The organism is Aquimarina algiphila, from assembly GCF_947494415.1.
Taxonomy (GTDB): domain Bacteria; phylum Bacteroidota; class Bacteroidia; order Flavobacteriales; family Flavobacteriaceae; genus Aquimarina; species Aquimarina algiphila.
In genome coordinates, this window is the sequence record NZ_CANLVC010000010.1 from 1 (window position 1) to 17,930 (window position 17,930).

The window sequence follows — 17,930 nt, forward strand, 5'->3', positions numbered from 1 at the left end:
GCGATCTCTGATATTATCGATGGGCAGTATTATTTTGGATCACAAGCCATAGAAACTAATTTTAAGAAGAATGCAGGCTACTATAATATCCTTCACCTGGCTTTGCATGGTGAGGTAGATAATGAACGTCCAGAGAACTCTAAACTCTATTTTACCAAAAGCAAGGATACTATAGAGGATAATCTACTCTATAGCCACGAACTTTTTGCTTTGGATATTCCGGCAGAGCTTACAGTTTTAAGTGCTTGTAATACAGGAACTGGTAAAATTGCCAAAGGCGAGGGGATTATGAGTTTGGGCAGTGCTTTTCAGTATGCAGGGATCAAAAGCCTGCTATTGACCCGTTGGGAAGTATCAGATCAAACCACTCCGCAGGTGATGAAATATTTCTATACCAATCTTAAACAAGGCATGAATAAAGCCAAGGCCTTGCAACAAGCCAAATTACAATACCTAGCTACGGCAGATATTAATCGTACACAGCCTTTTTATTGGGGAGCATTTTATTTGGTAGGAGATGCAGCACCCATGCATTTTGAGAGTACATCATTATGGTATTGGATACTAGGATTAGGATGTGTAGGAATGTTGTTATGGATAGGGTTTTGGTATAGGAGGAGAAAGAATTAATAATAGCCTTGTCAGGTTTTTAAAAACCCTCAGTATAAACTAAAGACTGGAATCCATAATAACGTATTTAAAAATGGATTCTGAATCAAGTCTGGAATGACAAATAGAATACGATAGGTTTGAGATGTATATTTCTGTACTTTTATACCTTGCTTCGGTCATCAGACTTCTGGCATAAAAAACAAGAACTCATGAAAATATTTGGGCATCGTGGTGCGGCTGGCTTAGTTGCCGAAAATACATTAGAATCTATCAAAGAAGCCTTAAAGCATAAAGTAGATGGTATTGAGATTGATGTACATCGTTGTAAAAGTGGGGAGCTAGTTGTAATACATGATGAAACATTGGATAGAACCACTACCGGAAAAGGAAACGTATCTGACTATACTTTGCTAGAATTAGAACAATTTACTACCGAAGAAGGATTTATGATCCCTACACTAAGTCAGGTGTTAGATCTGATTGATGGACAATGCATGCTCAATGTAGAGTTAAAAGGAAAAAATACCGGAGTCATAGCGGTTACTTTGTTAGAAGCACATATCAGAACTTCAAAATGGGAATATGACGATTTTATCATTTCAAGTTTTGATCATACACAGTTATTTGATGTGAAAACGATAACCTCAAAATTTAAACTAGGGGTACTTACCGAAGATACTATAACCAAAGCTTTGCCCGTTGCAAAAAAACTGAAAGCTTTTTCTGTACATCCTCCTATTTATTCACTAACCCAAGATGAGGTAAATGTCGCTAAGGCAGAAGGATATATGGTGTATGTGTGGACTGTAAATACTGCTGAACTCATACAGCAATCAAAATCATGGAAAGTTGATGGTATCATCACAGATTTTCCGAATTTTGCGTCATGAACTATGATGTAATAATTGTTGGTGGAGGTGCGGCTGGTTTTTTTACCGCGATTAATCTGGCAGAACATACTCCAGAATTAAGAATTGCTATTTTAGAACGGGGTAAAGATGTCCTTTCTAAAGTACGCGTATCTGGTGGTGGGCGATGTAATGTGACCCATGCAGAATTTATTCCCAACGAACTTACCAAAAACTATCCCAGAGGTGAAAAGGAGCTCAAAGGGCCTTTTCATACATTTATGACTGGTGATACTATGGATTGGTTTGATCGTCGCGGAGTAGCCCTTAAAATAGAAGAAGATGGTAGGATATTTCCAGTTTCAGATTCTTCGGAGACTATAATTAATTGCTTTTTATCAGAAACAAAACGATTAGGGATAAAAATTTTAACCGGTCATGCCGTTAAGCATTTTGATCAAATAGGAGAAGGGTGGACCATTGAAACGAGTCAGGGAACATTTACTGCTACTAAACTTATGATTGCAACAGGTAGTAATCCCAAAATATGGAAGATACTACAGGATTTAGGACATAAAACAATAGCAGCAGTTCCTTCATTATTTACCTTTAATATCAAAGATTCTAGAATTAAAGCCTTACCAGGAGTAGTGACAAATGCATCAGTGCAGGTTAAGAATTCAAAATTATCCAGTGAGGGGCCTTTACTGATTACTCATTGGGGGATGAGTGGCCCTGCAATTTTAAAACTTTCGGCATGGGGAGCAATCGAACTCAATAAAAATGAGTATAATTTTGAGATTATTGTCAATTGGCTTCAGCATTATACTCAGGAAGAAGTTTTAGAAATGCTTAAGGAATTAAAGAATCAATATCCAAAACAACAACTATATACTTATGCCCAATTTGATCTGCCAAAGAGGTTATGGCAGAGCCTGATGTTAGCTTCAGGAATACAAAGTGACACTCGTTGGGCAGATGCAAATAAAGTACAGTTTAGAACACTTTCTGAACAATTGACCAGAGGAATTTTTAAAGTAAACGGAAAAAGTACATTTAAAGAAGAATTTGTAACCGCTGGTGGAATTGATCTTAAAGAAGTGAATTTTAAAACCTATGAAAGTAAGAAATATCAGAATTTGTATTTTGCAGGAGAAGTACTCAATATAGATGCGATAACAGGAGGGTTTAATTTTCAGAATGCATGGACTGGAGCTTTTATTGCTGCAAAAGCAATAGCTTCTAAAGAATAATTTCAATATTCTTTTCACTCTGAGGCTCTCGACAGAATCACACATGCTAATGGTTCATTGTTGATAATGAGATATAAACGCATGTCATCCTGAGCCTATCGAAGGATAATGAGCTTACCGTAAATATAAATTATGAAATACTATTATGCATATATTGTAGAATGTAGTGATGGCTCTTTTTATACCGGAATGACAAATGACTTAGAAAGAAGAATGAACGAACATAATGAAGGTAAGAAACTTGGTTGTTATACTTATAATAAATTTTAAAGTGGTTTGAAATGTTCACAAGCCCAAATGAAGCTATACGAATGGAAAAGCAGGTAAAAGGATGGAGTCGAAGAAAGAAAATAGCGTTAATTGAAGAAAACTGGGGTAAATTAGTAGAGTATTCTAAAAACTACGAACAGTTTGGAAATAAAATTAATAAACATGACGAGTCTTCGACAAGCTCAGACTGACCTAGAGTCTCTTAATTGCTTTTTAACAAAGTTGTGCTAGTATTTTAGTTATCATGTAAATTGGCAATGATATAAACGCCCGTCATCCTGAGGCTGTCGAAGGATAGAATTAAATATAAATAAGAACAATGAAAACATATATAGCATTACTTAGAGGAATAAATGTTAGCGGCCAGAAAAAAATTATAATGGCAGATCTTAAAATAATGTTTGAAGAATTAGGATGCACTTCGGTTAGCACCTATATTCAAAGTGGAAATATTGTTTTTCAACATAAAAAAGATATGTTGACATTTACCGATATCATCAAAAAAGAAATTTTAACTCAATTTGGTTTTGATGTCCCAGTATTAGTATTAACTCGGGAAATGTTAACCACTATTTATGATAATAACCCATTTTTGAAGCGACTTGAAGCTAAGGAAATTGAGGATAAAAAAATGTATTTTACTTTGCTTTCCAGAATGCCGGATCATAAAGATATAGAAGATGTAGAATCTACCACTGCACGTTCAGGAAATGAAGAGTTTGTCATAGCAAAAGATGTGGTGTATTTTTATGCGGCTAATGGATATGGAAAAACCAAATTGAACAATAATTTCTTTGAGAAAAAACTGCAATCTACAGCGACTACCAGAAACCTGAAAACAGTAATCAAACTACTGGAATTAAGTAAATTAGATTAAAAAATTAAGTTATTTTGACTTGCGATTTTCCGTAATTTTTTGTAAATTAATAGGGTTTAACTAACACCTTGTTAACTATGAAAAAAATTACACTTACCCTTACCTTCATATTTTTATTCTGTGGTATTGACCACGGATATGCATTCGGTGAAAAAGATCCTATTAAAAAGCTATTGGTGGATTATATCAATAAGATGAATGCTTTAACGCAGGGAACTCAAAAAGAAGATGTTCTAAATTTATTCGATGATAAATACAGTGGAAATACAGTGTATGTAAATTTATCCGGAGCCTTAGTGAGAAAAAATTATGAAAAAGAAGATATCGCTTCTCAGTTAGATGATATTATTAATGATGATAATTATAGGTTTAAATTAACGGTAGAGAAAATTGTGTTTCAAAGCCAAAAAGAAAGAGCTGGCACTATCTCTGCGGTGATTAATTTTGAATCCTATATCGAAAAAAAAATTGCAGAAAAAGGAACCATGTTAATGGATGTAGTTGGTATACGAGTTAATGGCGGTTGGAAAATTGTTCAAAACAATATGGTTAGAGTTTCTGAAGCAAAAGATATTGGTGAATGTATTTGCTATGTATATGAAAAGGGAACTACAAAATTTGTTACAGAAGTCTATTTTCCATCGGGATTAGAATACAGCCAGGCTCTCGGAGCTTTTCAGGTCACGACCAAAAACAATAAACGGATTATCAAATCGGATAACAAAGAATTTTATTGGAACAAAGACACGGGAAAATTAACACTCAAAGGAGGACAAATTGGAAAAGCAAACAATCCCAGAAAAGCAGTAGAATTTGTGTTAAAAAACTTATACAAAGAATCCTGTGTAAATATTGTATTTAACTAAGTAAAACCTGTTTTGAAAATCCACCTTGGTGGGCTTTCAAAATGATTGAGACAAGGTAATCCCGCTCTTTGGCGGGATTATTATTGTAATAGACATCATAATTCATTTGTGCCCTTCAACTTGTTTTAGTACGAAACATACCCATCAATAGTGCCAAAAAGTAGATATTCATATATTTTTAGCCTTCTAAATAATGGTCTGATCTTTTAGAAAACCTCTCCAGGAAATTTCGATAGCCTGATTAATGTGTTTTTCCTGAAGATTGACCTGCTCATTTTCATGGATTTTTACAAGAGATACAACATTACCAAAGAATAATTCTTCCATGACCAGAGTATTATACGATTTAAAAACCTTACGTTTTATACCCATTTTAAAATAACTTTCTATTTCATTATAATATTGCCTAGCTTTATCCTTCAAGGATTGTGGGATTTCTGGCGAACGTGCGATTTGTTCAGAAAATATAAAAGCAAGTGGATTATTGACAAAATAATAAAACAGATTAAGCCACATTACTGTAAATTGTTTTTTAATGTCATCCTCTGGGATATTTCTCATAACCACTGTCCCAAAATCTTGGGTAAGCATCAAATAAAGTTCTGTAATGATTTCTTCTTTATTCTTAAAATGATGATATACGGTTCCATTAGCCACGCCTGATTCTTTAATAATTTGAGAAAGAGAAGTGGCATTTATGCCTTGTTTAGTTATTAATTCTAGAGTAGTCTGTAGGACTATTGCTTTTTTACTCATAAAATGATATTCCTTATTCCTTAGTTTAATTTAGTTGCCATATGCCGAAATTTAATGCGGTCGCAAAAGCAACCCAAACAACGTAAGGGATAAGTAGGTAAGCGGCGGTAGAGTTTACTACTGTAAACCATTTAATGGTGAACAGCAATAGGATAAATAGGGCTATAATATCCAATAGTGCAATTAATGGGTTTTGTAGTCCAAAGAAAAAAATGGACCATGCAGCATTAAGTAACAATTGAAACCCAAAATGGTATAACGCAATTTTTACCCATTTATGATAAAAACCTTTGCTCCAAACAATTCCTGCTGAAATACCCATCATTATATAGAGTACAATCCACACGGGTCCAAAAATCCAATTTGGAGGAGTGAAAGAAGGTTTGTTTAATGCTGTATACCAAGTGTCAATTGAAGTTTGCGTAGCAATACTACTCAAAAATCCAATAAAAACACACAATAATACAGAAATACCAATACGAAATAACTTTTTTTTCATTGAAATAAGTTAGTGCAGTACTAAAATAGCAATTTATTTTCACTAGCAATACGGTTTAAATATACTATAGCACTTATCTTTGCTAAAATTTATTACATATCATGACAGATTATCCCGAGTTTGCGTCATCCAAAATTTCAGAATTACCAGAAGAAGGAACCATAAGTTGCACCTCACCCAGTAATATTGCTTTGGTAAAATATTGGGGTAAGCGTCCAGTTCAACTGCCAGAAAATGCATCCATTAGCTTTACATTGGATCATTGTAAAACAACGACAACCTTAAGATATAAGAAACTAGATAGTGCTTCAGAAGATTTTGATTTTGATTTATTTTTTGAAGGAAAACCAAAACCAGACTTTAAACCTAAAATTCAAAACTTTTTTGATAGAATTCAGAAATACCTTCTTTTTTTGAAAGAATATAAGTTTACGATAGAAACCAGTAATACATTTCCGCATAGTAGTGGCATTGCTTCTTCTGCTAGCGGGATGAGTGCTTTAGCATATTGCCTGATGCAATTAGAAAAAAAAATAAACCCAGATATTTCTGAAGCAGAACTTCTTCAAAAAGCTTCATTCTTGTCTCGTTTAGGTTCTGGTAGTGCTTGTCGAAGCATAGAAGGGCCAGTAACGGTTTGGGGAAAACACAATGATATTGAGGGAAGTAGCGATGCGTTTGCAGTCCCTTTTCCTTATACTGTTCATCAAAACTTCGATACATATCAGGATACAATTTTATTAATAGATAAAGGAGAGAAACAAGTAAGTAGTACTGTTGGTCACGATTTGATGCACGGCCACCCTTTTGCTACAAAAAGATTCGAACAAGCTTCGGGTAATATTTCAAAGTTGAAGGAGATATTAATTTCTGGTGATATCGATACTTTTATTGAAGTGGTAGAAAGCGAAGCCCTTACATTACATGCAATGATGATGACTTCTTTGCCTTATTTTATATTAATGAAACCTAATACGTTATCTGTAATTCAGAAAATTTGGGAATATCGAAAAACAACAGGGTCTAAGGTTTGTTTTACATTGGATGCCGGTGCAAATGTGCATGTTTTATATCCAAATTCTGAGAAAAATGAAGTTTTAGATTTCATAACCAGCGAGTTAGTTGCTTATTGTCAGAATGGTCAGTATATTTGTGACAAAATAGGATGGGGAGCAAAAATAGTGTAACTTTATCCTAATAGGGGAGACAAATTTAGATAGAACTCATATACAAATCATCTATTGAGTCAGTATTGTTGAGTAAATCTCAACAAAACGTAGTAATGATAGAATTTATGAGAAATGATAAACAATAAAAAGAACAGATGAAAGGACCATTATTTTATTCTAAAATACTTTTGTTTGGAGAGTATGGTATTATTAAGGATTCCAAAGGTCTTTCTATACCATATAATTTCTTTAAAGGAGCACTAAAAGTATCCGATACACCAGATCAGGAAGCTATCGAATCCAATGCTCATCTTAAAAATTTTGCTACCTATCTTGAGGGAGTTCAAGATCAAGGGGTAGTAAAGTTTGATTTTGAAAAACTATATACAGATATTAATTCTGGGATGTATTTTGATAGCAGTATTCCGCAAGGATACGGTGTGGGAAGTAGTGGAGCATTAGTGGCTGCGATTTATGATAAGTATGCAGAAGATAAAATAACAGTTTTAGAGAATCTTACTCGTGATAAATTATTAAAGCTTAAGGCTGTTTTTGGACTTATGGAGTCTTTCTTTCATGGTAAAAGCTCTGGTTTAGATCCGCTTAATAGTTATTTGAGTTTACCAATCCTTATTCATTCTAAGGATGATATAGAACCAGCAGGAATTCCTTCGCAAAGTACTGTAGATAAAAAGGGAGCGGTTTTCTTGTTAGATAGTGGTATTGTTGGAGAAACAGCTCCTATGGTAAGCATCTTTATGGAGAGTATGAAACAAGAAGGTTTTCGCAATATGCTAAAAACTCAGTTTGTTAAATATACAGATGCTTGTGTAGACGATTTCCTTAAAGGAGATGTTAAGTCTTTATTCTCGAATATAAAAGAACTTTCACATGTGGTTTTGCATAATTTTAAACCAATGATTCCTAAGCAATTCCATAAGTTATGGCAGCATGGGATAGAAACTAATGATTATTACCTCAAATTATGCGGTTCAGGAGGAGGAGGTTATATTTTAGGCTTTACCCAGGATTTTGATAAAGCACAAGCTTCACTTAAGGATTATAAACTAGAGGTAGTTTACAATTTTTAATAAGCATTACCTATGCTTACCAGAAAAAACAAACTCATTCTTCTTAAATTATTGAGTTTATTTTCTATTGTTAGAGGGTACAATATCCTTATCATTGTTCTTGCACAATATCTTACTTCAATTTTTATTCTGGCTCCACATATTAGAATTCGGGATGTTATTCTGGATCCAAATCTATTTGTTATTGTTTTAGCTTCTGCAGGAGTAATTGCAGCTGGATATATTATTAATAATTTTTATGATAAAGAAAAAGATCTCATCAATAGACCACAAAAAACGATGTTAGACAGGTTGGTGAGTCAGCGTACAAGACTCACAGGGTATTTTGTACTTAATTTTCTCTCTGTGGTTTGTGCTAGCTATGTTTCGTTTCGAGCTGTAATCTTTTTTTCGTTGTATATTTTTGGAATCTGGTTTTACTCTCATAAGCTCAAGAAATTTCCTATCATAGGTAATATTATAGCATCTTTATTGGCGATAACTCCATTTTTTGCAGTATTTATCTATTATAAAAACTTTGATGAAGTTATTTTTGTTCATGCCACGTTTTTATTTCTAATGTTAATCATGAGAGAAATGATCAAAGATCTGGGGAATTTAAGAGGAGATTTTGCGAATAATTATAAAACAATACCCATTGTATATGGAGAATTAATCTCTAAAAGGATATTAAGTGTTTTAATTTTGGCTTCCTGGCTTCCTATTTATTTACTACTCACTCGATATGAAGTTGGATACATGTATCTTTATTTTTATGCATGTATAATACTCCTTTTTGCTTTTCTTTTAGGACTGTGGAGATCAAAAGGGAGAACACATTATGTTTGGCTACATAATATCTTAAAGCTAATTATTGTCTCGGGAACATTCAGCATTATATTAATTGATGTGAATATAATTTTAGATAAGATTTTATGGTAAAAAAAAAGCAGCTGCAATAAATACAACTGCTTTGCATGATCATAAGAGGTTAAATTTATGCTCGGGGCTTTAAGATTTTTAAAGAAATTCTAAATATTTTACTACCGATATTTGCAATTTCTGAATCTATTTTTTTGTAATTCAATCTTGATTTTACGTAGTTTTTTACCGTACTTTCTTTTGTATCTACAGATAATACTACGATCTCACCTTCACCATTTAAAGTGAATTCGATTTTAGCGTTAAGTGTATCATTTTCTACAAGAATCTCTGGACTTTCTAAAAGGACAGCGATTTGATTTCTTAACTGTTGCTCAGAGTTGATAGGATTATCATTAGAAGCAAAAATTTGCGTCGACCCTAATACGAATACTGCGAATAAAATTGTTAACTTTTTCATTTTTGTTGTTTTTTAGATTTGAGTATTTAAATATGTTTTTTTCTAATTTTATATGACAAATGTAGTATCGAATATTCATGTGTTTGAGCATTTTACTTTACCATAACGTATTCCAATCATTACGATTAGGTAAAAAAGAGTATGTTTTAACGTAAATTAAACTTTGAGGAATAAATAGTTTTTATATGTTTACTTTTTAGGAATGGATATGAAACTTAAGATTGGATATGACATCCTTAATATTTACAGTAGAATACTATCAATATCTTGTTTTTTGGAGGTGTTCTAATGTTAGGTTAATGTTAAGTTGAGGTTTTGCAGTAATGCTAATGAATTGAATTAACGCGTTGTAAATCAGTTTTTTGCATGTTAAGCATTTGTTAACCTTAGACGAGATTTCCTGAGAAATTTGAAGTAAATAACGTAGAAATATATAGGAATGCTATATAATTCTTGGAAATAATAAATTTTAACTAATGAAACCGACACGATTAAAATAATCTTTAAGAATTACAAAAATGATTATTTTTAATCGTCAAAGATTCCATCTGACCTCTAAAACAATAAAATAAACTGATGAAAGACCAATTATTAACGGTTGCACTTGCTCAAATCTCCCCTGTCTGGTTAGATAAGGGAGCTACAATTAAAAAGATTGAAAACTCAATAGTAGAAGCTGCTTCTAAAAAAGCAGAACTAGTCATTTTTGGTGAATCTTTGCTACCGGGATATCCATTTTGGGTATCACTAACCGATGGAGCGCAATTTAATAGTACAGTTCAAAAAGAAATTCATGCACATTATGCTCAGAATTCTATTGTGATAGAAAATGGAGATTTAGACTCTATTTGTGATCTTGCAGAGGAGCATAATATTGCTATTTATTTAGGAATTATAGAACGACCTTTGGATAGAGGAGGCCATAGTTTGTATGCTTCTTTGGTATATATTGACCAAAAGGGGGAAATTAAATCGGTACATCGCAAATTACAACCGACTTATGAAGAGCGTTTGACCTGGTCTCCGGGCGATGGTAACGGACTTTTGGTACATCCATTAAAGGAATTTACTGTGGGAGGATTAAATTGTTGGGAAAATTGGATGCCCTTACCTAGAGTAGCATTATATGGTCAAGGAGAAAATCTACATATTGCCGTATGGCCAGGTAGTGATTATAATACAAAAGATATTACCCGTTTTATAGCAAGAGAATCACGTTCATATGTGATTTCTGTTTCTAGTCTGATGCGAAAAGAAGATTTCCCATCAACAACACCACATTTGGATGAAATATTAAAGAAAGCTCCCGAAATTTTGGGTAATGGAGGTTCATGTATAGCTGGGCCAGATGGAGAGTGGGTGTTAGAACCCGTTATCAATAAGGAAGGTCTTTTGATTGAAACCTTGGATTTTAACAGAGTATTACAGGAGCGTCAGAATTTTGATCCGGTAGGTCATTATTCTAGACCCGATGTTACTCAATTACACGTGAATAGAGAACGACAAAGTACAGTTCGTTTCAACAAGGAATAATTGTTAAACCTATGCTTTAAAGAATTATCTTTGCACAAAATTTTAAGATATGAGTGGCGAAGGTAATTCTCGAGGAAGGAAGAGTAGTGGAAAAAGAGATGGGAAAGCAAGAAAAGATGCAAGTGAACGATCTACATCTAATTTTAAGAATAAATCATTCTCAAAAGGTAAGGCATTTGTAAAGAAAGATAATACAGGGCCTAAAAAGATTAATGATTCTGATGAAATAAGACTGAATAGATTTGTAGCGAATTCTGGTGTTTGTTCTAGAAGAGAAGCTGATTTATACATTCAGACAGGAAGTGTATGGGTTAATGGAAAACCTATTACCGAAATGGGATATAAAGTAAAGCTTACCGATGAGGTTAAGTTTGATGGACGTTTAATTACTCCACACAAGAAAGAATATGTACTACTTAATAAACCCAAAGGTTTTGTAACCAGTACTAATCCAGAAAAAACCAGAACGGTTATGGATTTGGTATCTAATGCGTCTAAGTCTGTATTAAAACCAGTGGGCAGATTAGAAAGAAATACAACAGGGTTACTTTTGTTTACCAATGATGTGGATTTAGAAAAGAAATTAACGCATCATAAAAGCGGTACACGTAAAATATTTCATGTAGAATTAGAACGTAATCTTAAATTTGAAGATCTTCAAAAAATAGAGAAGGGAATTAAATTAGAAGAAGGTTTCATTAATGTAGATGAAATCTCATACATAGAAGGGGCTCCTAAAAATGAAATAGGAATTCAATTACAATCTTCAAAGAACGGAATCATTCATAAACTTTTTGAACACCTTAATTATAGTGTAGTAAAATTGGATAGAGTGATTTTTGCGGGATTAACCAAAAAAGATTTACCTCGAGGTCATTGGAGAATACTTACCGAACAAGAAGTAATTAATTTGAAGATGTCGTAACGTCTAACTTAGGAGATTTAAATCTTTGATAGATTTCCCAAATTAAAACAGAAAATACTAAAAAGTATTCTAGCCCGACCATCCATAGATTTTCTTTAAAATCAGGGTGGATATAAGCAGTATAACTAAAAATAATTGCAAAAGACCAAACTATAGCAAATCGATAGTTGGTAAATACGCAAAGTGATAGTGGAACAGCAATATACCAGGGGTGTACTGTGGTGGATAAAAAATAATAGGAACAAATACCTAGTAGCATTCCTGTGATAAGCTGTGGGGTATTTCTATTGGTTCTAATGAATGTAATTGCTAAAAGAATAATGATAGCTATCAGTGGTAAGATCTTGCCAGCAGTCTCTATGACATTCCACCCTACGATTTGATATCCTATCCAGCGAATGATAAAATAAATACTGGCATTAAATTCGAAATTCTGAAACCATAAACTAATTGTTTTACTAAAATTGGCCAGGAATTCTCCAGATAAGAACGGTGCAAAAGTTAGAAAGACTACGGTAATAACAATACTGTAAAACCCTATCAATTTTGGTAATCCTGATATCAGGCTGAGCTTGTTGAAGCTTTTCTGTTCTCCTAAAACAAATTTCTGAAAAAATACAGGCAAGAAAAGTAGTGGAATTAGTTTTACCGAAACAGATAATGCCAGGATTATTGCAGCCCAATACCAATACCCTTTGTGCAAAAGGTATAAAGACCAGATAATAAAAAAGACCATTACCGCTTCAAAATGAAGATTTCCTGTAAGTTCGATAATGATAAAAGGATTAAGAATATACCAAAAAATCCTTTTTTCAGGGAGATGTAAAGATTGTAGTAGTTTTTTTCCGAAAAAGAATGTACCTATATCTGCTAGAATAATAAGTAGTCTCAATATAATTGCAGAGCCCCAAATACTTTTGCTTGCAAATAAAGCTGCAATAAAATAACAAAACTGACTTACGGGAGGATAGTTTGTATAATGACTGCCATTAAGTTCTCCCATCCCATTATATAATTCCTGTGCTTGAGCAATAGGAGCATTACCTTGCGCTACCAAGACTTCGGGTAAAGATAAGTATGGATTGAATCCTTCTAAAAGCATTCTTCCATCCCAAATGAACCGATAAAAATCCTGTGATAAATTGGGGATAGCTAGGATAAATACAACTCTAAATAACAGTCCTGCGGTAGCTAGTAATTTCCAATTGTTTGGGTTGAGCTGAATAAGTTTATATGAAATGATAAATACTCCTACCCAAAGGCTAATCATTTTGGTAAAATCGGTTCGAATAAGTTGATAAGCAAAACTCCAATAAAAGAGAATGCCAATAAGAATAAGAAGTAAGGAAAATCTATGATATTTCCATTGTTGCAGCATTACAACTTAGAGGTTACAGATTTAAAAAATACAAATCCAAAGCCAAGGAATAACATAATATGAAATAGAAACAATCCAAAATCCTGAAGTTCGAAAGCACTATATAAGGCAAATCCAAAATATCCCATTAATAAGGCTTCTATGATAGTATTTCCTGAAATGTTTTTACTTACATATTTATTTCCTTTCCATGAATCCTTCAAAGTATTGATATTGAATTTTGGAGTACGAACAAATTCACTTTTCTTCCCAAAATGTCCTTCTAAAACAGCCATAGAGTTATGTACTGAGAATCCCATAGCGATGGAGAAAAAAGTGAAGAACATTTTTATGTATTCCATAAAATTCCAGAACCCTTTACCATGTATTTTTTTAAATGTATGCCAATAACAAAAGAAAAATATAACTGTACTTAAGGCAAAAAATGCAATTACATTAAAATACCAGCTAAATAATGGATTATTGTTTTTGATATACATAACAGGTACACTTAGAATAGCAACTAGCAATACTAGTAAAAACATACTACTATTTAACAAGTGAAAGAAACTATGAAATTTTGTTTTAAGAGGTACGGTTTTATCTTTAAGCATTTTCCAGTATAATTTCTGAAAATTTTCTGCGGCACCTTTATTCCATCTAAATTGTTGTGAACGAGCAGCACTTATTACAACGGGTAATTCTGCTGGTGTCTCTACCTCTTCAAGATATTTAAACTTCCATTTTTTTAACTGTGCTCTATAACTTAAATCCAGATCTTCTGTTAGTGTATCTCCTTGCCAGTTTCCGGCATCTTCGATACAAGTTTTTCGCCAAACTCCTGCAGTACCATTAAAATTAATGAAATGATTCTTATAGTTACGGCCAACCTGTTCCATTGTGAAATGAAAATCCAATGCAAAAGCCTGAATTTTGGTAAGCATAGAGTAATCTCTATTAATATGTCCCCATCGAGTTTGCACAACACCAATGTTTTGATCTTTAAAATATGGGATGGTTTGTAATAACCATTTTTTTCCAGGAAGAAAATCAGCATCAAAAATGGCAATAAATTCTCCTTTGGCGATCTTAAGTCCTTCTTTCAAAGCCCCGGCTTTAAATCCGGTTCTGTCTTCACGGCATATATGCTTAATGTCTAAGCCAGTCTCTTGTAATTTCTTAATTCGATTTGCGGTAGTAACTACAGACTCATCTGTTGAGTCATCTAAGACTTGTATCTCTAATTTATCTTTAGGATAGTCAAGTTCAGCAATATTGTCCAATAGACGGTCCATAACATATAATTCATTGAATACAGGTAATTGAACAGTAACATTTGGAATCTCCTTATCCTTAGAGAAGTCAAAAGTAGGAGAGTTATCAGATTGCTTTCGGGATTTAAGATAATTAAAAAGCAAATTTAGCTGTGCCAGACTATACATAAATATGATTAGCAAAGCAATTGTGTAGGTTATGATGATAGCAATATCCATTACGCAAAGCTATATTTAAAAATCCAACTTAAAATCTTAACGCCTGCAAATATAGCACCTTTTATGGTTCCAGAAACTTTTGAGACACCAATTCTCTTTTTGTAATGCACAGGCACTTCGGTATAGGTATAACGTTTTTTTAATACTTTTAGTTGCATCTCTACAGTCCATCCATAGGTTTTATCTATCATTTCTAATGCTAGAAGCGTGTCATATTTTATAGCTCTAAATGGACCAAGATCTGTAAATTTTGCTCCAAAAAAAAGTTTCATTAACCCTGTAGCCAGCCAATTTCCAAATATTTGAGGAAATGTCATAGAACCAGATTCCCTAAGTTGTTTTACTCGAGATCCAATAACCATATCAATATCTTGCTCCAAAATTGGAGCAATAATTTTAGTGAGTTCTGCTGGGTAATCACTATAATCACCGTCTAAAAAAACAATGATATCAGGTTTGCTTTCTTTTGATGCGATATATTCCATACCTTTTAAACAGGCATATCCATATCCTTTTTGTTCTTCTTTTACTACAGTAGCGCCAGCATTTTTTGCAACACTTTCTGTACGGTCTGTAGAATTATTACTCACAACAATGACCTCGGATACTACATCGGGAATCTCTTTGATTACATGTCCGATAGAATCTTCTTCATTAAAAGCGGGTATGATAACGTTTATGATGGGAGTCATTTATAGAGAAGCGTTTGGATTGTCCCTTTTAAAACTAAAAATATCGGTCCATTCACCAGTCTTGTTGTTATCGATATAACGCTCAGCTTTAAAAAGTTTGTTGTTTTTATACAATAGACAGTATCCTTCTTTTTTATTATTCTTATATTGGTACTTTCTGGTTATTCCGGCTGCAATATCGTAAATAATCCACCATTTCTCAGCTTTATCATCTACAAAATGCCCTTCTTTAAGTAATTTGTTAGTTTCAGAATAAAAATACCAGTATCCGGTTTTTTTATCATTTTTATAATGTCCTTCTCTTAGCCTTTTTCCATTTTTTGAGTAAAAATACCAGAATCCTTCTCTTTTGTTTTTCTTAAAATGTCCTTCATGAGAAACTTTTCCGTTAGGGTAATAGAAATACCAAAAATCGACTTTAATATCCCCAGATTTCCACCCTTCAGCTTTTATACTACCATTACTGTAATATTCGTAATGATATTCTTTCTTATTCGTTGTTGCATTTCCTAAAAAGGAAACCAAAAATAAAAGAATGAAAAGCTTTTGAAACATAATTATTGGCTTATTAGATGCTTTAGACGAGAACCAATAGTAATACTAACATTTTTTAAAAACTATTTTTAGTAAAAATGCCATATCCAAAATTTTAGTTTAGATATGGCATTTATCATGGGGTATGATATTCCAATTTTTACCTAATCAAAGGTTTATTTTTTATTTACATAATCCATTAAGTCAACATCATTACCTAATAAGATTTCATTAGAGTTAATACGACCATCAAGTTTGTCATTTTCTAACTTAAGCACTCCTCGAGGGCATACTGCAGAACAAACTCCACAACCTACACAACTGGATCGTACTATGTTTTCACCTTTTTGTGCATAAGAGCGTACATCAATTCCCATTTCACAATAGGTAGAGCAGTTTCCACATGAAATGCACTGTCCACCATTGGTTGTAATTCTAAACTTAGAGAATAATCGTTGTTGAAACCCTAGAATCGCAGCCATCGGACAACCAAATCTACACCATGCTCGGTTACCTAAAATTGGATAAAATCCTGTACCAATAACTCCAGAGAATATCGAACCAATATATAACCCATATGCAGATCTTAAACCTCCTGCTTTTAAAAAGAAGACTTCAGAAGTTGTTCCTGTATAATGCATACCAATTAAGGCTACAATGACAACAAAGAAACCAATCGCTCCATATTTAGCATCTTTTCCAAGTTCTTTACCCTTGAAAAATAGAACTCCGGCAAAAACAAGAGTTAGAAATCCAGCTACGCTTAACAGGAATACATCTTTTGTTAACCAATATTTGTTTGGATCATATCCTAAATATGTATGTATAACGGCAGTAGTCATTACTACAGAAAATACCAAAACCGCATGAATTAACCAACGCTCAAGTTTCCATGCACTCATCTTTTTACTAGATAATTGTCTAAAAGAATCTCCCGCTGTCTCTGCTAATCCACCACAACCACAAACCCAGGAGCAGTACCACCTTTTTCCAAATTTATAGGTAAGAAAAGGAGAGATTACGAATATAGATACAATCCCAAAAATTAATAAACCTAATCCAATAGTTTCGGCTTTAATAAATGAATCGATTCGATACTGATCAAAATTATAATAGTTTAACGGCCACATGTTTTTAAGATCATAATAGGGTAAACTAAATGACTCTGAATTTAATCTGGCCATAAATTCTGGAATCAAGAATGCAAATCCTAATTGGAAAAACATTACAGAAACTGTACGAATTTGCTGGTAGCGATTATGTCTATATTTTAAAATGAATTTATATCCGAAGGCAATAATTGCAATAGTATATAGAGTTCCGTAAACAAACCATTGACTAGCAGGATTACCGCTTAATATTCTACTTAAAGGATCAAATAAGCCTATTAATCCAGTATTGGCGACACCATCAGTACCCATTCCTAGAAGGTCGGGGTAAAAATAGAGGACAATATAGAATGCAGTTAATCCAACACCGGTGAGCCAACCAAGCACCCCTCTAGAAGAAATAGATTTAAACCAGACACCATCATTTTTAATTCCTTCTAATTTGGTTAAATAGGCTTGATTAGCAAATAAAATTGTTCCTGCTGTAATTAGTCCAAGTGACAGTGTTAGAAATACTCCCTGGTTAGGGAAGTTTGTATTTAAAAGGGCAAGAGCCAAAATTAAAAGCCCTATTAAGCCAATAGCTAAAGCTATTTTTTGTTTTGTAGAAATCCCTTTTGTATCAGGATTTGCAAGCGACATGCTATGATCTAATTTATTACTCATCGTATGTTTTTTTAATCAAACCTCTCAAGTTTTAATGCGAGTAAGGTCTATATTTTGTT

At 33.2% G+C, this 17,930-nt stretch carries 20 protein-coding genes; 12 read left to right on the plus strand and 8 right to left on the minus strand.

Annotated elements, in window-relative coordinates; all coding sequences use genetic code 11:
* The 7 genes from PQF96_RS23555 to PQF96_RS23580 all read left to right on the plus strand — a co-directional run.
* Window positions 1-630: CHAT domain-containing protein (locus PQF96_RS23555; RefSeq protein ID WP_271768909.1), on the plus strand; the 630-nt coding region annotated here is incomplete at its 5' end.
* Between the two features lie 191 nt (window positions 631-821).
* Window positions 822-1,502, plus strand: coding sequence for a glycerophosphodiester phosphodiesterase (locus PQF96_RS23560; protein ID WP_271768912.1), 681 nt, complete (start codon window positions 822-824; stop codon window positions 1,500-1,502).
* Window positions 1,499-2,713 (plus strand): BaiN/RdsA family NAD(P)/FAD-dependent oxidoreductase, encoded by a 1,215-nt coding sequence (locus PQF96_RS23565; RefSeq protein WP_271768915.1) that lies wholly within the window; start codon window positions 1,499-1,501, stop codon window positions 2,711-2,713. Before PQF96_RS23560 ends, PQF96_RS23565 begins: the two co-directional genes overlap by 4 nt.
* A gap of 132 nt (window positions 2,714-2,845) precedes the next feature.
* The gene (locus PQF96_RS28605) at window positions 2,846-2,983 is read left to right on the plus strand and encodes a GIY-YIG nuclease family protein (protein WP_333968228.1); all 138 of its coding nucleotides are present in this window, start codon (window positions 2,846-2,848) and stop codon (window positions 2,981-2,983) included.
* A gap of 11 nt (window positions 2,984-2,994) precedes the next feature.
* Window positions 2,995-3,174: a hypothetical protein gene (locus PQF96_RS28610; protein ID WP_333968229.1), complete on the plus strand. Its 180-nt coding sequence runs from the start codon at window positions 2,995-2,997 to the stop codon at window positions 3,172-3,174.
* 128 nt (window positions 3,175-3,302) lie between these two features.
* Window positions 3,303-3,860, plus strand: coding sequence for a DUF1697 domain-containing protein (locus tag PQF96_RS23575; protein WP_271768917.1), 558 nt, complete (start codon window positions 3,303-3,305; stop codon window positions 3,858-3,860).
* 77 nt (window positions 3,861-3,937) lie between these two features.
* Window positions 3,938-4,726 (plus strand): hypothetical protein, encoded by a 789-nt coding sequence (locus PQF96_RS23580; RefSeq protein ID WP_109434197.1) that lies wholly within the window; start codon window positions 3,938-3,940, stop codon window positions 4,724-4,726.
* A gap of 186 nt (window positions 4,727-4,912) precedes the next feature.
* On the opposite strand, the gene PQF96_RS23585 is transcribed toward PQF96_RS23580, so the two are convergent.
* Window positions 4,913-5,482 carry a TetR/AcrR family transcriptional regulator gene (locus tag PQF96_RS23585; RefSeq protein ID WP_109434196.1) on the minus strand — a complete coding sequence of 190 codons (570 nt, stop codon included), beginning with the start codon at window positions 5,480-5,482 and terminating at the stop codon, window positions 4,913-4,915.
* A 25-nt stretch (window positions 5,483-5,507) separates the two neighbouring features.
* Window positions 5,508-5,981 carry a TspO/MBR family protein gene (locus PQF96_RS23590; RefSeq protein WP_109434195.1) on the minus strand — a complete coding sequence of 158 codons (474 nt, stop codon included), beginning with the start codon at window positions 5,979-5,981 and terminating at the stop codon, window positions 5,508-5,510.
* 101 nt (window positions 5,982-6,082) lie between these two features.
* Between PQF96_RS23590 and mvaD the strand changes: the two genes are divergently transcribed.
* From mvaD to PQF96_RS23605, 3 genes are all read left to right on the plus strand, one after another.
* Complete coding sequence (gene mvaD, locus PQF96_RS23595) at window positions 6,083-7,168, plus strand: diphosphomevalonate decarboxylase (protein ID WP_271768920.1); 1,086 nt, start codon at window positions 6,083-6,085, stop codon at window positions 7,166-7,168.
* 137 nt (window positions 7,169-7,305) lie between these two features.
* Window positions 7,306-8,241, plus strand: coding sequence for a mevalonate kinase family protein (locus PQF96_RS23600; protein ID WP_109434193.1), 936 nt, complete (start codon window positions 7,306-7,308; stop codon window positions 8,239-8,241).
* Between the two features lie 12 nt (window positions 8,242-8,253).
* The gene (locus tag PQF96_RS23605) at window positions 8,254-9,162 is read left to right on the plus strand and encodes a geranylgeranylglycerol-phosphate geranylgeranyltransferase (protein WP_109434192.1); all 909 of its coding nucleotides are present in this window, start codon (window positions 8,254-8,256) and stop codon (window positions 9,160-9,162) included.
* A 55-nt stretch (window positions 9,163-9,217) separates the two neighbouring features.
* Here PQF96_RS23605 and PQF96_RS23610 read toward each other — a convergent pair whose 3' ends face one another.
* Window positions 9,218-9,562, minus strand: coding sequence for a hypothetical protein (locus PQF96_RS23610; protein ID WP_109434191.1), 345 nt, complete (start codon window positions 9,560-9,562; stop codon window positions 9,218-9,220).
* A gap of 576 nt (window positions 9,563-10,138) precedes the next feature.
* Between PQF96_RS23610 and PQF96_RS23615 the strand changes: the two genes are divergently transcribed.
* Together PQF96_RS23615 and PQF96_RS23620 are read left to right on the plus strand one after the other, a co-directional pair.
* On the plus strand, window positions 10,139-11,095 hold the full coding sequence (locus PQF96_RS23615) for a carbon-nitrogen hydrolase family protein (protein WP_109434190.1): 957 nt from the start codon (window positions 10,139-10,141) through the stop codon (window positions 11,093-11,095).
* Between the two features lie 49 nt (window positions 11,096-11,144).
* Window positions 11,145-12,020 (plus strand): pseudouridine synthase, encoded by an 876-nt coding sequence (locus tag PQF96_RS23620; protein WP_109434189.1) that lies wholly within the window; start codon window positions 11,145-11,147, stop codon window positions 12,018-12,020.
* Here the strand turns inward: PQF96_RS23620 and PQF96_RS23625 are convergent.
* From PQF96_RS23625 to PQF96_RS23645, 5 genes are all read right to left on the minus strand, one after another.
* Window positions 12,001-13,398, minus strand: coding sequence for a mannosyltransferase (locus PQF96_RS23625; RefSeq protein WP_109434188.1), 1,398 nt, complete (start codon window positions 13,396-13,398; stop codon window positions 12,001-12,003). The genes PQF96_RS23620 and PQF96_RS23625 overlap by 20 nt on opposite strands.
* Complete coding sequence (locus tag PQF96_RS23630; protein WP_109434187.1) at window positions 13,398-14,870, minus strand: cellulose synthase family protein; 1,473 nt, start codon at window positions 14,868-14,870, stop codon at window positions 13,398-13,400. The genes PQF96_RS23625 and PQF96_RS23630 overlap by 1 nt, the downstream gene beginning before the upstream one ends.
* A complete protein-coding gene (locus PQF96_RS23635; RefSeq protein WP_109434186.1) occupies window positions 14,870-15,562 on the minus strand; it encodes a glycosyltransferase family 2 protein in 693 nt (230 codons plus the stop codon). The genes PQF96_RS23630 and PQF96_RS23635 overlap by 1 nt, the downstream gene beginning before the upstream one ends.
* The gene (locus PQF96_RS23640; protein WP_109434185.1) at window positions 15,563-16,117 is read right to left on the minus strand and encodes a toxin-antitoxin system YwqK family antitoxin; all 555 of its coding nucleotides are present in this window, start codon (window positions 16,115-16,117) and stop codon (window positions 15,563-15,565) included.
* Between the two features lie 155 nt (window positions 16,118-16,272).
* Complete coding sequence (locus tag PQF96_RS23645) at window positions 16,273-17,871, minus strand: 4Fe-4S binding protein (RefSeq protein ID WP_271768923.1); 1,599 nt, start codon at window positions 17,869-17,871, stop codon at window positions 16,273-16,275.
* Window positions 17,872-17,930: the final 59 nt, after the last annotated feature.

Excerpts from the sequence above, each read along its gene's own strand:
- PQF96_RS23635 (WP_109434186.1), bottom strand. The coding sequence starts at position 15,562 with ATGACTCCCATCATAAACGTTATCATACCCGCTTTTAATGAAGAAGAT.
- PQF96_RS23575 (WP_271768917.1), top strand. The coding sequence starts at position 3,303 with ATGAAAACATATATAGCATTACTTAGAGGAATAAATGTTAGCGGCCAG.
- PQF96_RS23625 (WP_109434188.1), bottom strand. The coding sequence starts at position 13,398 with ATGCTGCAACAATGGAAATATCATAGATTTTCCTTACTTCTTATTCTT.
- PQF96_RS23605 (WP_109434192.1), top strand. The coding sequence starts at position 8,254 with ATGCTTACCAGAAAAAACAAACTCATTCTTCTTAAATTATTGAGTTTA.
- PQF96_RS23565 (WP_271768915.1), top strand. The coding sequence starts at position 1,499 with ATGAACTATGATGTAATAATTGTTGGTGGAGGTGCGGCTGGTTTTTTT.
- PQF96_RS23645 (WP_271768923.1), bottom strand. The coding sequence starts at position 17,871 with ATGAGTAATAAATTAGATCATAGCATGTCGCTTGCAAATCCTGATACA.
- PQF96_RS23630 (WP_109434187.1), bottom strand. The coding sequence starts at position 14,870 with ATGGATATTGCTATCATCATAACCTACACAATTGCTTTGCTAATCATA.
- PQF96_RS23590 (WP_109434195.1), bottom strand. The coding sequence starts at position 5,981 with ATGAAAAAAAAGTTATTTCGTATTGGTATTTCTGTATTATTGTGTGTT.
- PQF96_RS23620 (WP_109434189.1), top strand. The coding sequence starts at position 11,145 with ATGAGTGGCGAAGGTAATTCTCGAGGAAGGAAGAGTAGTGGAAAAAGA.
- PQF96_RS23560 (WP_271768912.1), top strand. The coding sequence starts at position 822 with ATGAAAATATTTGGGCATCGTGGTGCGGCTGGCTTAGTTGCCGAAAAT.
- PQF96_RS28610 (WP_333968229.1), top strand. The coding sequence starts at position 2,995 with ATGTTCACAAGCCCAAATGAAGCTATACGAATGGAAAAGCAGGTAAAA.
- PQF96_RS23585 (WP_109434196.1), bottom strand. The coding sequence starts at position 5,482 with ATGAGTAAAAAAGCAATAGTCCTACAGACTACTCTAGAATTAATAACT.
- PQF96_RS23615 (WP_109434190.1), top strand. The coding sequence starts at position 10,139 with ATGAAAGACCAATTATTAACGGTTGCACTTGCTCAAATCTCCCCTGTC.
- PQF96_RS23580 (WP_109434197.1), top strand. The coding sequence starts at position 3,938 with ATGAAAAAAATTACACTTACCCTTACCTTCATATTTTTATTCTGTGGT.
- mvaD (WP_271768920.1), top strand. The coding sequence starts at position 6,083 with ATGACAGATTATCCCGAGTTTGCGTCATCCAAAATTTCAGAATTACCA.
- PQF96_RS23610 (WP_109434191.1), bottom strand. The coding sequence starts at position 9,562 with ATGAAAAAGTTAACAATTTTATTCGCAGTATTCGTATTAGGGTCGACG.
- PQF96_RS23600 (WP_109434193.1), top strand. The coding sequence starts at position 7,306 with ATGAAAGGACCATTATTTTATTCTAAAATACTTTTGTTTGGAGAGTAT.
- PQF96_RS28605 (WP_333968228.1), top strand. The coding sequence starts at position 2,846 with ATGAAATACTATTATGCATATATTGTAGAATGTAGTGATGGCTCTTTT.
- PQF96_RS23640 (WP_109434185.1), bottom strand. The coding sequence starts at position 16,117 with ATGTTTCAAAAGCTTTTCATTCTTTTATTTTTGGTTTCCTTTTTAGGA.